14 protein-coding genes are annotated in these 13,402 nt (G+C 60.4%); 4 read left to right on the top strand and 10 right to left on the bottom strand.

Annotation, left to right across the window (positions count from 1 at the left end; genetic code table 11):
• Window positions 1–50: 50 nt before the first annotated feature.
• The 7 genes from ACYU7Z_RS16070 to ACYU7Z_RS16040 form a co-directional block, all read right to left on the bottom strand.
• Window positions 51–614, bottom strand: coding sequence for an NADH-quinone oxidoreductase subunit C (locus ACYU7Z_RS16070; protein WP_460572312.1), 564 nt, complete (start codon window positions 612–614; stop codon window positions 51–53).
• Between the two features lie 55 nt (window positions 615–669).
• On the bottom strand, window positions 670–1,254 hold the full coding sequence (locus ACYU7Z_RS16065; RefSeq protein WP_460572310.1) for an NADH-quinone oxidoreductase subunit B: 585 nt from the start codon (window positions 1,252–1,254) through the stop codon (window positions 670–672).
• A gap of 105 nt (window positions 1,255–1,359) precedes the next feature.
• The gene (locus ACYU7Z_RS16060) at window positions 1,360–1,770 is read right to left on the bottom strand and encodes an NADH-quinone oxidoreductase subunit A (RefSeq protein ID WP_460572308.1); all 411 of its coding nucleotides are present in this window, start codon (window positions 1,768–1,770) and stop codon (window positions 1,360–1,362) included.
• A gap of 105 nt (window positions 1,771–1,875) precedes the next feature.
• Window positions 1,876–3,579, bottom strand: coding sequence for a tetratricopeptide repeat protein (locus ACYU7Z_RS16055; RefSeq protein WP_460572306.1), 1,704 nt, complete (start codon window positions 3,577–3,579; stop codon window positions 1,876–1,878).
• A 112-nt stretch (window positions 3,580–3,691) separates the two neighbouring features.
• A complete protein-coding gene (locus ACYU7Z_RS16050) occupies window positions 3,692–4,621 on the bottom strand; it encodes a PstS family phosphate ABC transporter substrate-binding protein (RefSeq protein WP_460572304.1) in 930 nt (309 codons plus the stop codon).
• 1 nt (window position 4,622) lies between these two features.
• Window positions 4,623–4,826 carry a hypothetical protein gene (locus ACYU7Z_RS16045; RefSeq protein ID WP_460572302.1) on the bottom strand — a complete coding sequence of 68 codons (204 nt, stop codon included), beginning with the start codon at window positions 4,824–4,826 and terminating at the stop codon, window positions 4,623–4,625.
• A gap of 77 nt (window positions 4,827–4,903) precedes the next feature.
• Complete coding sequence (locus ACYU7Z_RS16040) at window positions 4,904–5,698, bottom strand: energy transducer TonB (protein WP_460572300.1); 795 nt, start codon at window positions 5,696–5,698, stop codon at window positions 4,904–4,906.
• Window positions 5,699–6,596: 898 nt separating this feature from the next.
• On the opposite strand from ACYU7Z_RS16040, the gene ACYU7Z_RS16035 reads away from it, so the two are divergent.
• Window positions 6,597–7,067 carry a low molecular weight protein-tyrosine-phosphatase gene (locus tag ACYU7Z_RS16035; RefSeq protein WP_460572298.1) on the top strand — a complete coding sequence of 157 codons (471 nt, stop codon included), beginning with the start codon at window positions 6,597–6,599 and terminating at the stop codon, window positions 7,065–7,067.
• Between the two features lie 78 nt (window positions 7,068–7,145).
• Window positions 7,146–8,594 carry a histidine--tRNA ligase gene (gene hisS / locus ACYU7Z_RS16030; RefSeq protein ID WP_460572296.1) on the top strand — a complete coding sequence of 483 codons (1,449 nt, stop codon included), beginning with the start codon at window positions 7,146–7,148 and terminating at the stop codon, window positions 8,592–8,594.
• 413 nt (window positions 8,595–9,007) lie between these two features.
• Here the strand turns inward: hisS and ACYU7Z_RS16025 are convergent, their stop codons facing one another.
• Together ACYU7Z_RS16025 and ACYU7Z_RS16020 are read right to left on the bottom strand one after the other, a co-directional pair.
• Window positions 9,008–9,448 carry a hypothetical protein gene (locus ACYU7Z_RS16025; RefSeq protein ID WP_460572294.1) on the bottom strand — a complete coding sequence of 147 codons (441 nt, stop codon included), beginning with the start codon at window positions 9,446–9,448 and terminating at the stop codon, window positions 9,008–9,010.
• A 225-nt stretch (window positions 9,449–9,673) separates the two neighbouring features.
• Window positions 9,674–10,867, bottom strand: coding sequence for a thiolase family protein (locus tag ACYU7Z_RS16020; RefSeq protein ID WP_460572292.1), 1,194 nt, complete (start codon window positions 10,865–10,867; stop codon window positions 9,674–9,676).
• Window positions 10,868–11,049: 182 nt separating this feature from the next.
• Between ACYU7Z_RS16020 and rlmN the strand changes: the two genes are divergently transcribed.
• Entirely contained in the window at window positions 11,050–12,123 is a 1,074-nt protein-coding gene (gene rlmN, locus ACYU7Z_RS16015) for a 23S rRNA (adenine(2503)-C(2))-methyltransferase RlmN (protein ID WP_460572290.1), read from the top strand.
• A gap of 205 nt (window positions 12,124–12,328) precedes the next feature.
• The gene (locus tag ACYU7Z_RS16010; RefSeq protein WP_460572288.1) at window positions 12,329–12,730 is read left to right on the top strand and encodes an energy transducer TonB family protein; all 402 of its coding nucleotides are present in this window, start codon (window positions 12,329–12,331) and stop codon (window positions 12,728–12,730) included.
• Between the two features lie 47 nt (window positions 12,731–12,777).
• Here ACYU7Z_RS16010 and ACYU7Z_RS16005 read toward each other — a convergent pair whose 3' ends face one another.
• Window positions 12,778–13,353, bottom strand: coding sequence for a 2OG-Fe(II) oxygenase family protein (locus ACYU7Z_RS16005; RefSeq protein ID WP_460572286.1), 576 nt, complete (start codon window positions 13,351–13,353; stop codon window positions 12,778–12,780).
• Window positions 13,354–13,402: the final 49 nt, after the last annotated feature.

The raw sequence follows: 13,402 nt of genomic DNA, 5'->3' as shown, positions 1-13,402 counted from the left end.
GCCCAAAGCTTTGGCGCCGGGTACATTGCTCATTACTCATTACTCATTACTCATTGTTCATTCCCTGTCAGCAGCATCGGCGAGCCGTCTTCGTTGCGGCGTGTGAAGTCGAAGGAGCCGCCGCGGCCGAACATCTCGTCGTCCTTGTCGGAGCGGGTCTGGTCTTCCACCGGGAACTCCTTGCGCATCGGGAAGTAATCCATCTCCTCAACATTCTGGATCCGCTTCAGGTTCGGGTGGCCCGTGAAGTTGACGCCAAAGAAGTCGTAGGCCTCGCGCTCGAGCCAGTTGGCCGTTGCAAATACGGCGGTGGCGCTTTGCACGTCGGGCAACGCCACCGGTGCATACACCTTGAAGCGCAGGCGCACATTGTCGACCAGGTTGTGCAGGTGGTAGACCACGCAGAGCTCGCGGCCCGCGTAGGCCGGGTAGTGCACAACCGTGAGGTCGGTCAGGAACTGGAAGCCTTTCTCGAATAAAAAGCGCAATACCGCGATGTTCTGGTCGCGGTCCGCTTCGAAGGTCAGCATGCCGTAGGGCTCCTCGAAGGTTTTCACCCCTTCGCCGAAGCGCTCCTGGAGCAGCTGTTGGATTTGTTCGTTCGTTAATTCCATGTATGTAGGTTGGTCCTTCCTCCCCTTCCTGTCGGGAAGGGGCCGGGGGATGGCCTTATTGTATACCGTAGCTCTCGAGGAGCTTTTTGTAATGATCACTGTTGCGGCGGCGAAGGCTTTCCTTGCCAATGAGATCCTGGATGCGGAGCACGCCGTCGATGATGGCTTCGGGACGCGGGGGGCAACCGGGCACATAGACGTCGACGGGCACCACCTGGTCGATGCCCTGCAGCACGCTGTAGGAGTCGAAGATGCCGCCAGAGCAGGCGCAGGCGCCCACCGCCATTACCCAGCGGGGCTCGGCCATCTGCAGGTATACCTGGCGCACCACGGGGGCCATCTTCTTGGCGATGGTACCCATCACCATGAGGAGGTCGCACTGGCGCGGCGAGAAGCCGACGCGCTCGGAGCCGAAGCGGGCAAGGTCGTAGTGCGAGGCCATCGTGGCCATGAATTCGATACCGCAGCAGGAGGTCGCAAACGGAAGCGGCCAGATGGAATTCTTGCGGGCGAGGCCAACCACATCGCTCAGCTTCTGGGCGAAAAAGCCCTCTCCCTGGTAGCCTTCGGGCATATCCGCGAGGGAAATGTCCTGCTCGAGGGGCTTCTGGTTGATATTATACGATACGGGACGTGCCATAAATTCAAGTTTTTAAGTCCGGAGTCGGAAGTATCAAGTGGTTCAAAAACAGTGCAGAAGTAGCTTCTTCCGCCTTCCCACTTCCGACTTTTAGACTTTATCAGTTTAGTCTTCCCACTTCAGCGCGCCTTTCTTCACGATGTAGATAAACCCGCAGAGGAAGAAGGCGACGAACAGCACTACGGCCCAAAAACCGCTCCAACCAAGCCCGCGGAAGTTCACCGCGTAGGGATAGAAAAAGATCACCTCTACATCGAAGAGCACAAAGAGGATCGCTACCAGGAAATACTTGATGGCCATGGGCTGGCGGGCGTCGCCGTGGCTTTCGATGCCGGAGGCGAAGGTCTCGAGCTTGTCGGCCGTCTTACGCTTGGGGCCCAGCAGGTGGGTTACACCCATCAGGGTACCGATCATGCCAAAGGCGAAGAGGAACTGGAGCGCCACGGGCAGGTAGCTGCCGGCGCTGTGTACGTCCTGCACCGCACGGGTGATGTCGGCTTGAAGCAAATGGAACATAGGCTTTTGAATCGCGGGCAAAAATACAGCAGCGCCATCAATCTCAACGCTACTATTTTCGGCGCTCCCGGGCCGAAAAAAGCCCCCTCGTGGGGGGCTTTCCGGTTATTTTCCTTTCACTTTCGTCTTGTTGTTTTCTGCCTTGACTTTCGCCGGCGGTGCGGGCGGCTTGCTGCCACGCGCGGGTGGCGCCGGGGGAGCCGGCTTTTCGAGGCGCTGGATGACGCCGCTCAGCTGGGCTTCTTTCGAAGGATCGAAGGCAATGGCCTGGCGAAGCAGCTCGGCGCCCTTCGCACGGTCGCCCTTCTCGTTTACGTAGTAGTTGGCGAGGTTCGTGGCGGCCTCGTAGCCATAGGCAGCGAAGCGGGCTTTGTCGGCATTCGACACACGCAGCACCTGCTCGTATTGGGGCATGGCCAGGCCGAGCTTGCCGGAGGTATCGATATTGCCGAGGGCGCGGGCGCTCCACAGGTAGCCATAGATGCTGTCGGGCAGCGCGCGGCTGTAAGCCTGGAACACGCTGTCGGCCTTCTTGAAATTACCACCCTGGTAGTAGGGCAGGCCGATCTGGAACAGCGAAGCAGGGCTGGAATTCGCGTTGAGGCGGTATTGCGCCAGGCGCAGGTCGCCCTCAGCCACCTTGCGGCCGCTCGACTTGGCCCAGTCAATGCCTTCCTGCAGGATCAGCAGCTTGTTGCGCAGCGTCGTGTCGGCATCGGCGGAAGCCAGGAAGATGTTCACGACCTCAGTCGGGGCTTCCTTCGAATAAACAGCCGCCTTAAGTGTATAGTCTTTCGACAGCAGCTCTTCGGTCTTGGCCGAGGCAAACAGCTGGTCTACATACTGGCGGGCCTTGGCGGTATCCTTGGCGCCTTCGAGGTACGAATAAGCCATCAGGCGGTAGACGCTGGGCTCCACCTTGGCGTTGCCGCTCTGCTGGATGATGCGGTTGCCGATGGCAATGGCCTCATCGTATTTCTTCTGGAGATAAAGGGGCTGTGCCTTGAATACCTCGTTCTGGATCGAGGGCTCGGCAACGGCTACATATTTCTGGCCCCACTGGTCGGCGGCGGCGAAGTCCTGCTTGTAAAAGAGGTTGTATACGTACTGGCGCAGGTAGGCCGGGCCGTACTTGGGGTCCGACTGGATGGCACGGTTCAGGTTCTCGGTCACCACGTCCCAGTTGCGCTGCGTTTCATAAATACGGGCCATGCGGTAGTAGGCTACAGCGGGCTGGCCGTTGGCGGCGGCGACGCCGTAAGCGCGCACGGCCTCACCACCCTCGTGGGCGCGGCGGTAGGCGTTGCCGAGGTTGATGGCGATATCGGCATTGGTCGGGGCGGCCTGGGCTGCCTGCTGGAGCTTGGCGAGACCATAGGCTGCGTCGCCCTTGGGTGTTTCGATGTTGGCACGGCCCACGGCGTTGAGTACCATCGGGTCGTCGCCTTTCTTGCCGCGACTCAGGTTGAGGGCCATTTCAAATTGCTGGCGGGCCTCGGCGTTCTTGCCTTCGGCGAGCAGCACATGACCCATGCCGGCGAGCAGCAGCGGGGCGTTACCGTTGGTTGACAGAGCCTTCTGGTATACGTTGCGGGCTTCTGCGGTCTGGTTGAGTTCCAGGTCGGCCTGGCCGAGCCAGTAGATTGCCTCGATGTTGTTCGGGTTAGCGGCGAGGATCTTCTCAAAGGTGGCTTTCGCGCTGGCGTTCCGCTCGGCATAGAGGTGATTCACCCCTTCCTGAACGGTCTGGGCCATAGCGCCCAACGAGAAAAACGCGGCGAGAAATAAAACAAGGGAAGCTTTCTTCATGATCCTATCTGTGTTTAATGTTTGAGGTTAGAACGTGCTTTGGTCTCTAAGAGCGCAAAAACTATTCTTTAGTTTACCAGTTTATTGTTAAGGTCCTTTTTCTAACTGTTAATTAATCGCGGATCTCGGCCTGCCGGAACTGGAAGTTCATCAGCGCCGGCATGAGGAAAGCGCGGTTGAAGATAAGCTGCCCGCTCTGCGTGGTCAGGTAGTTATAAAACCCATGGCCGAGGCCCAGGTGGCGCTCCTTGAGGATGCACACGAGGTCGCGGCGCAGGGGGTAATGCTTGAAATAGATGTTGTACTGCGCCGGCGTCACGTACTTGTCGGGCCGCTTCGGGTCTTCGAGCGACGCCACCTTTACCTGCCCGAGGTAGCTCAGCTGCGTGCTGTCCTGGCGGTTGCCGATCCAGCTGACGCCGATGAAGCCCACCGCGTCGCGGTTCTTCGCCACGTAATCGAGCACGGCCTTGCTGCCCTCGGCAGCGGTAACGCCCGGGCCCAGCTTTTCGCCCTGCAGCAGCGAGTCGACGATAAAGCGCACGGTGCTCGTGGCCTTGAGACCGTCAAACACGGGCCTCAGCTTCAGGGTCGAGCGGCCCGTCAGCAGGTCCTTGAGCTGCGCGGTGCTGAACAGCGAATCGGGCGCGTCGGGGTGAACGATCACGGCAATGGCGTCGTAGGCCACGACATTGTAGCGGAGGTCGGTCTTGAGCGAGTCGTTGACGAAGTTGCGCTCTGCCGGGGTGAAGCTCCGCGTGGCGATGATGCAGCGGATCGAGTCCACGGCAAGATCGCGGAGGCAGTCGGCCTCGGGCTTGTAGTGGGCGATGATATGGGCGCCGGGGTGCAGCGATTCGAACACGGCGATCTCCGAGTCGATCACGGGCCGGAACGACTCATCGGCGCTGATATGAATGGTGCCGCTGTCGGCGGTATCGCCGGGCGCGCCGACGACTCCGCCATCGCCACAGCCCGTGAGCGTGCCCAGAAAAAATGCAGCCGCAAGAGGTGTCAGTCGGGAAAGCCAATGCCGTTTCATGCTATCGGAAATAGTTCTTCTTATACCCACGATAAATGCGCCAGAATCCGTAAGCCAGGAAGAGCAGCCCGAGCAAATAGTTCATCTTGTCGGGTCGCCGGCCGAGCAGGTCGCGGTTGGTAAACTGGAGATAAAGAAACAGCAGGCCCAGGAGGCTGAAGACCACACCCATCGTAATATCCATGATCGAGCGCATGCGGCTCACCTGTCGTCGTCTTTTCTGTTCGTATTCCTCTACCATTCCGGCTGCGGGCTTTTTGGATTGGGCAAATTAGGACATTTTCATTCTTCGGGCGCCTGAAATGTAACCGGTTGTACGAAGGAGGTAGCCACAGCGCGGCCACGCTGCAGCGCAGGTTTCCACTTCGGCATCTTCCGCAGCACGCGCAGTACTTCGCTATCGAACGACTGTCCGCCCGATTGCAGGAACTCGAAGCGGCCCACGTTGCCTTCTTCATCCACCCAGAAGCGAACGAGTACCGAGCGCTTCTCACCGGGCTCCATGTCGGCGGGCGCCTGCAGGTAGCGGGCAAGGAAGTCGCCCCAGGCCTTCATGCCTCCGGGGAAGGAAGGCGGCGCGGAGGGCGCTTCGGGCTCGGCGGGCGCTGCGGCCAGCGGCGCGGGCCCGGGCGGCACGGGATCGACACCGGGGGCGGGCAAATCACCGGGGCCGTCGCCGGGAGTCGTGTGTGTACCGATGGCGGAGTTGCCGACGGCGTCGGTCGGCGGTACGTCGGTCGGGTCCGGACCGATCAGGGGCTGTGTATAACCAACCGTCGGCGCCGCAGCACCGGCCCGCTGCACGGGCTTCGGCTTCGGCTGGTCGGGCTGCGTCACGGGGTCGGGGGCGAGCTGCACCAGCACGCCGCGATCGGGCGGCAGGAAACCCCGCTCCGGCTTCCCGGCCAGCAGGTTGAGGAGGAAGAGCCCGAGCAGCACGGCCGCCAGCATGATGCCGATGGCGAGGCTAAGCCGGTTGCCATAATACTTGCGAAGCACATAAGCGCCGTATTGCTTGTTGCGGTGCTCAAAGAGCAGGTCGAGCAGGGAGCTGCGGGTAATTTCGTTGGGACTCATGGCGTTTGGTTTTGCTATGAGATGCGGGGCCGCGCGGTTTCCATACGTGCAATCTGCTAGTCTGCTAATGGGGTAGTCTGCTAGTCTGCTAATAGGCGGATGCGTTGCATCCGCTGGGATTCTGGGCATTGCTTGGTGGATCTGTCGGCGGCATCCAATAATAAATTCAGGGCGTTCCGAAGCCATGAAGCATGGTGGTTGTAAGGAAGCCTTTCCCAAAGGTTGCATCCCTACGGGATGCCGAAAAATCCTTTCTATTCGTTTGTTCTACCAAGCGGGCATCCCTGGCGGGATGCGGACGTACCGGTTCACCCTTGCCACCCACGGCATCCCGTAGGGATGCAACCTTCCCGCATCCGGCGAAGATGCCCGTTCAACCGCGAAGCACCATATCCGACAATAGCGCATCCCGCCACCGATGCCGGTTGGCGCCCAGAACATCCGATACGGCACATTCCGCATCCCGCAGGGATGCTCGTTAGGTAGGGATGCCCGTTCAATCGCGAAGCAGCATATCCAACAATAGCGCATCCCGCCACCGATGCCGGTTGGCGCCCCGAACATCCGATACGGCACATAACGCATCCCGACAGGGATGCTCGCTAGGTAGCACCATATGTGCAATTCAATACGTGGCATCCCTTCGGGATGCAACCTTCCGCATCCCGAAGGGATGCCCGTTTGGCGCCCAGACCATCCGATACGGCACAAACGCATCCCGCCAGGGATGCTCGCTAGGTAGCACCATATGTGCAATTCAATACGTGGCATCCCTTCGGGATGCAACCTTCCCGCATCCCGCAGGGATGCCCGTTTGGTAGGGATGCAAAACATTAGCAGACCAGCAGACTAGCTAATTAGCAGATTATCTCCCCCATTGCCGATTATCTTTGCGCCGATGAAAATTTTAATGGTTTGCCTCGGGAATATCTGCCGCAGTCCGCTGGCGGAGGGCATCCTGCAGCATAAAGCCGACGCGCTGGGGCTCGGGTGGACGGTGGAAAGCGCCGGCACCAACGGCTACCATGTGGGCGAGGCGCCGCACCGGCTGTCGCAGAAGGTGGCGAAGCTCCATGGCATCGACATCTGCACGCAGCGCGCCCGGCGATTCACAGCCGACGACCTGCAGCACTATGATAAGATCTACGCCATGGCCGCCGACGTCATCGACGACATGAAGCGCATTGCCGGCCGCCACTGGAACCCCTCGAAGGTAGACCTCCTCCTCAACGAGCTCCATCCCGGCGCCGGCGAAGACGTGCCCGACCCCTGGTACGGCGAAGAGCCCGGGTACCATGACGTTTATCAACTGATCGACGCCGCGTGTACGGCGATCATTACTAACTACGCTGTCAGAAGTCAAAAGTAAAAAGTCAAAAAGCGCATACGGCGCAACCCTTGACGACAACCGGCTTTTGAATTTTGCCTTTTGAATTTTTAATTAGACATGAACCAGAAACCCTCTCTCCCGCAAGGCACCCGCGACTTTGGCCCCGAGGTGGTACGCAAGCGCCAGTATATTTTGCAAACGATCCGCAGCGTATTTGAGCTGTACGGTTTCCAGCCGCTCGAAACACCGGCGATGGAAAACCTCGACACCCTCATGGGCAAGTACGGCGAGGAGGGCGACAAGCTCATTTTCAAGATCCTCAACAACGGCCTCGACAACCCGGCCAAGGAGGAAGGCGCACGCGCTGCCTTTGAGAAGGTGCTGCAGGGCAAAAGCAGCAAGGACCTTACCGAGCGCGCGCTTCGCTACGACCTCACCATCCCGTTCGCCCGCTACGTGGCGATGAACCACGGCCAGCTTGCCCTGCCCTTCAGGCGGTACCAGGTGCAGCCGGTGTGGCGTGCCGACCGCCCGCAGAAGGGCCGCTACCGCGAGTTCTACCAGTGCGACGCCGACGTGGTGGGCTCGCGCTCGCTGCTCAACGAGGTGGATCTTTGCCATATCTACCATACCGTATTTGTACAACTCGGCCTCCCGGGCTACGAGCTGCGGATCAACTCGCGCAAGCTGCTGGCAGCCCTCGCCGAAAGCTGCGGCGGCGCCGATAAGATGATGGACATCACCATCGCCATCGACAAGCTCGATAAGATCGGCCTTGACAAAGTGAAAGAGGAGCTCGCACAACGCGGGCTTGATGAGAACCAGGTGCGCCTTATCGAGCGCTACCTGAATATCTCGGGAACGAACGAAGAGAAACTTGCGGCGATCAGGGAATTGTTCGGCGAAAATGAAACCGCGAAGAAGGGCATCGAGGAAATACAATATGTATGGGAGATGGTCTCTGCCGCAGCACAGACCCATTCCCTGACGGAAGGGGAACTTGAACCAGCTCACCGCTCAGCACTCACCGCTCACCCGAACCTCGTGCTGGACTTCACCCTCGCCCGCGGCCTCAACTACTACACCGGTATCATCTTCGAGGTAAAGGCGCCGGCAACCGTTAAGATCGGCTCCATCGGCGGCGGCGGCCGCTACGACGACCTCACCGGTCTCTTCGGGGTGCCCGATATGCCGGGCGTGGGCATCTCCTTCGGCGTCGACCGCATCTACGATGTGCTCGAGGAGCTCCAGCTGTTCCCGCAAACCGTTACCCAGGCCACCACGGCCCTGTTCTTCAACCTCGGCGAAGCAGAAAGCCGCAGTGCCTACGCGCTGCTGCAGGGACTTCGTGCGTCGGGCATTTCCGGCGAGCTGTACCACGAGGCGGTCAAGATGGACAAGCAGTTCAAGTATGCCGAGAAAAAAGGCATACCCTATATCGTCATCATCGGCTCCCGTGAGCTGGAGCAGCAAACGGCGGTCGTAAAAGAGCTGGCGACGGGCAAGCAGGAAAGCGTTCCCTTCGACGGCCTCGCGCAGCATTTCGCGCAATCGACTAAAAAATAGTGGATTAGAAGAGCCGTATTGTGTGCGGGGAGCAGCGAAAACCGGGGTTGGAGGCTTCCACTTCGTGCAGCAAGCCAATCCCGGCCGGCGCTACCGTCCCGCAGCCGTGCACCGGGGTATTGCCGGCTGGTTCTACCGTGCCGCACTTCCCGCAACACGGTATACCCGGCTGGGTAAGGCGCCTTGCACCTTTCGCAACAGGGTAAAGCCGGTCGTTCCAGGTACTCGCATTCCCTGCAACAGGCCAGAGCCGGGTGGGAAAGGCATGCTGCGCCTACTGCAGCCCCATTTACCCGGCGGGAACAGCAACACGCCGTCATTGCGAGCGAAGTGAAACGAAGCGAAGCAATCTCTTGGGGTTAAAACGGATTGTCGAAAGCATCAGCCGTCATTTGCCAGGGATGTCTTTCCCGCTACCGGATGGCCCGCACCGAGTTCACCGCCGAATCGAACAGCGCCTCGCGCTTTCCCTCGGTCACATTGATATAGCCGGCCCGCAGGAGACCCTTGATATCCTCGCGCCAGATACGGCTCGTGGCCCCGGACTCTTCTTTATATAAGGTATCGCCCGAAGGCAGCAGCTTGGGCACGTGCCGCTCGCGCGGGATGGGCTGTATGTTGCCCCCCTGTGGGGCATAGGCCACGTAGAACACGGTGCCGCCGCCATACTCATAGAACTTCACCAGCCGCCCGGCGGAGTCGGTCTCGTTGCGAACCGACCGCCAGCCCTTCGGCACCCTGAACGAGATTCCCAGCGGACCCGTGGCCGTGCTGAAGTCCGCGCGCGACGGGCGCATGGCCTTGTACGGGTTACAGGCCAGGAGGAGGAGGCAAAGCGGAAGAAATCGTTTCATGTAAAGAGGTTTCGGCAACAATCAGACCCGAGGCAACAACCAAAGTCGGAAGTCGGAACTCGGAACTCGTGCCCCCGTCATTGCGAGACCCTTGGAGCGCAGCGGAAAGCGGCGAAGCAACCGGCCGCGGGAGTAACGAGCAGCCGGTTGCTTCGTCGGATGGCGCTTCACGCCCCCCTTCTCGCAATGACGTCTTATGCTTACTTCCGACTTCCCACTTCCGACTTAGCAACTTTCATAAATGATCGCCGCTCCCTGCCCTACCCCCACGCACATCGTGGCGAGGCCGTACTTGCTGCCGCGGCGCTTGAGCTCGTGGAGGAGCGTGGTGGAGATGCGCACGCCCGAGCAGCCCAGCGGGTGTCCGAGCGCGATGGACCCGCCGTTGACGTTCACGCGCGCGGGGTCAAGCTGCAGGTCGTGGATGACGGCAAGCACCTGCGAGGCAAAGGCCTCGTTGAGCTCGGCGAGATCGATGTTGGCGATGGAGAGGGAAGCGCGCTTCAGCGCCTTCTGCGTGGCAGGCACGGGCCCGATACCCATGATGGCGGGATCGACGCCGGCAACGGCCATCGACAGCACCTTGGCAATCGGCTTGAGGCCGTATTTCTTCACGGCGTCGCCCGAGGCGAGCAGCATGGCGGCGGCGCCGTCGTTGAGGCCTGCGGCATTGCCCGCCGTTACGGTTCCGTCCTTCACGAAGGCGGGCTTCAGCCCCGCGAGCTTTTCCATCGAGGTGCGGCGGGGATGCTCGTCGGTATCTACCAGCTTCGTTTCCTTGCCCTCCTGTACTTCTACCGGTACGATCTCGGCGCTCCACTTGCCGGCCTCGAGGGCGGCGAAGTAGTTGTTTTGCGAGCGCAGCGCCCAGGCATCCTGCGCCTCGCGGGAGATGTGCCATTGCTTCGCCACATTTTCGCCGGTCTCCCCCATGCTGTAGGGATGGTACGCATCGGCCAGCTTCTTATTTACAAAGCGCCAGCCCAGCGTCGTGTCGGCCACTTCGGCGGTCCGCTGGAAGGGGCTTGTCGATTTGGCCATGACGAAGGGCGCGCGGCTCATGCTCTCGACGCCGCAGGCGATGATCAGCTCGGCGTCTTCAGTCATGATCTGGCGGGCGCCGTCCATGATGGCCTGGAGACCGGAGGCGCAGAGGCGGTTCACGGTGTTGCCCGGCACCGTCACCGGGAGGCCGGCCAGCAGGGCAGCCATACGGGCCACGTTGCGGTTGTCCTCGCCTGCCTGGTTGGCGTCGCCGGCGATCACGTCTTCAATGGCGGCCGGGTCCACGGCCGGGTTGCGGGCGAGGAGCGAGCGGATGGCGTGGGCCAGCAGGTCGTCGGGGCGCACGGAAGAGAGGGCGCCGCCATAGCGGCCGATGGGGGTGCGGAGGGCATCGATAACGTATACGTCGCGCATAGAGAAAGTTTGGAGTTTGCAGTTTGAAGTTTGTAGTTGGCTGACGCCGGTTGCGGATACTGGCTGCGCTTTGCGCAACCACAAACAACAAACTACAAACGACAAACGGTGTCGTTGTTAAATGCATCGCAAGATAAGACAGCCCGGGCTCTCCCCTGACCCGTTTAAAGTATCTTTGCGGCATGAGCGAAACGGCATTTGCCCCGGCAAAAGGGGTCCGCAATATCCGCCAGCTGTCGCTGGACGAGCTGACACAGTACTTTGAGGTGCTGGGCGAGCCCAAATTCCGCGCAAAGCAGGTGTGGGAGTGGCTCTGGGCGAAGCAGGCGCACACGTTTGCCGACATGACCAACCTGAGCAAGGACCTTCGCCAGAAGCTCGGCGAGCATTTTACGCTCCCCGCGCTTACCATCGACGCTACCCAGTACAGCGCCGACGGGACCGTCAAAAGCCGCTTCCGCACCCACGAAGGGCACCTCTGCGAGGGGGTCATCATCCCCACCGAAGAGCGCTCAACGGCCTGCGTTTCCTCGCAGATCGGTTGCTCGCTGGCCTGTAAGTTCTGCGCCACGGGCTACATCGACCGCAAGCGCAACCTCGATTTCGACGAGATCTACGACGAAGTGGTGCTCCTCAACCAGCAGAGCGAGCGGGTGCACGGCAAAAAGCTCAGCAACATCGTATTTATGGGCATGGGCGAGCCGCTCCTCAATTATAAGAACGTACTCAAGGCGATCGAGCGGATCACCGCTCCTGACGGCCTCGGGATGAGCCCGCGCCGGATCACGGTTTCCACGGCCGGGGTGGCCAAGGCCATCCGCCAGCTCGGCGACGACAAGGTGAAGTTTAAGCTGGCGCTGTCGCTCCACGCGCCCAACGACGCCAAGCGCAACGAGATCATGAACATCAATGCGTCCAATAACCTGAAGACGCTGGTGGATGCGCTCAATTACTTTTATAAGCAGACGAAGAACGAGATCACGCTCGAGTATATACTTTTCAACGACTTCAACGATTCGCAGAAGGACGCCGAGGAGCTGGTAAAGCTCTACCGCCAGATCCCCGCCGACCTGGTGAACATCATCGAGTACAACCCGATCGACTTCGCCGATTTCGAGCGGCCCACCGACGAGCGGATGGAAGAGTTTATGGGCTACCTCAGCAAGCACAAAGTGAACGCCCGCCTCCGCCGCAGCCGGGGCAAGGATATCGATGCCGCCTGTGGCCAGTTGGCTAATAAGGAAGGCATTGCCTGATCCTCGGATTAGTTTACAGAAGAGCTTATTTATAAGGATGGCTGCCGGATGGCGGCCATTTTTCGGCCTACTCGCAACTACCTTCTAAGAATATTCACCTATTTAACATTTTATGCCCGTTCGCCGACCAAAACCGGCACTTAGTCGATATAAGTGTAACCCCCCATAGCGGCACTAGTACTTTTGACTTGTCAAACAAAGCAACATGAAAGCAACCGTACTCTCCGCCCTCCTCCTGATCCTCTCCCTGGCCGGTTTTTGCAACGAGGAAACGCCTGCCGCCAAAAAAGCCGCAGCGACCGTAGCCGCCAGCTACCCCGGTGGCGACAGTGCCTTCAGCGCCTTTGTTTCGACCGTACTCACCAAGGCCATGCACGCCGGCATCGCCCACCAGCTGCCTGCCGGCTCCTACATCGTCACCCTCAGCTTCGACGTCGATGCCCGTGGCAACGTGTCGAATATCCAGCCGGTAAGCCGGAATGGCTACGGCCTCGAGGAAGCCGCCATCGCGCAGTTCCGCAGCACCCGCCGCTGGACCCCGGCTCGCAACGCCGCCGGCACGGTGAAGGCGCACCAGACCCAGTCATTTCGTTTTGATGTGTTTTAATACATTCTTGGTTTCGTAATGACGAGGGGCCCTTTCGGGCCCTTTTTTTATGTGCCGGGAAGCAGGGTCCGCAGCGTAACCGAGTAGCGCAGCTCCTTCACGGGCGCGATGCTGTGCTCCCATTCGCTCCTGGCCGGGCCCTGCATCACGTAGAGCGAGCGGCGCTCCACCCGCAGGCTGCGGATGCGGCCCCGACCCTGCAGCGCCTTGTCGTAGGGACGCAGCCGGAAGGTACAGTCGGAGCCCAGCGACACACCGGCAATCAGGGCAAAGGGCGGCGCATCGCGGTGCCAGTTGATCACCGAGCCGGGCGGGTACTCCGTTACGAGCAACTCGGCAAAGTCGCCGGGCGGGCGCCCCAGGTGCGCGGCTACTTTTTCTACCAAGGGGCGAAACGCGTCCGGCACCGGCCGACCCGAAGCCAGCTGCCGCCGCTCGAAGCTCCAGTCGACGCCAAAGGAGGCCACGCGCCGCTTCGCCTCGTAGCCCTGGAACACAAAGCTGTGAAGCTCGGTGCCCCGCACCGCGGCCAGCAAGGATGCCTCCTCGGCGCTGCTGAGAAAATCGGGGTAGTAGGAAAAGCCTTCCGGCAGCAACGACTCGATGGGAAAAAGGGTTTGCACGCCCCTCTCCCGTCAAAAACATGCCAGCCCTGACAACAGAACAGGCGCA

Source organism: Flaviaestuariibacter terrae, assembly GCF_054777635.1.
Note: the sequence above shows the minus strand (reverse complement) of the source record. Positions and strands in the feature narration are given on the sequence as shown.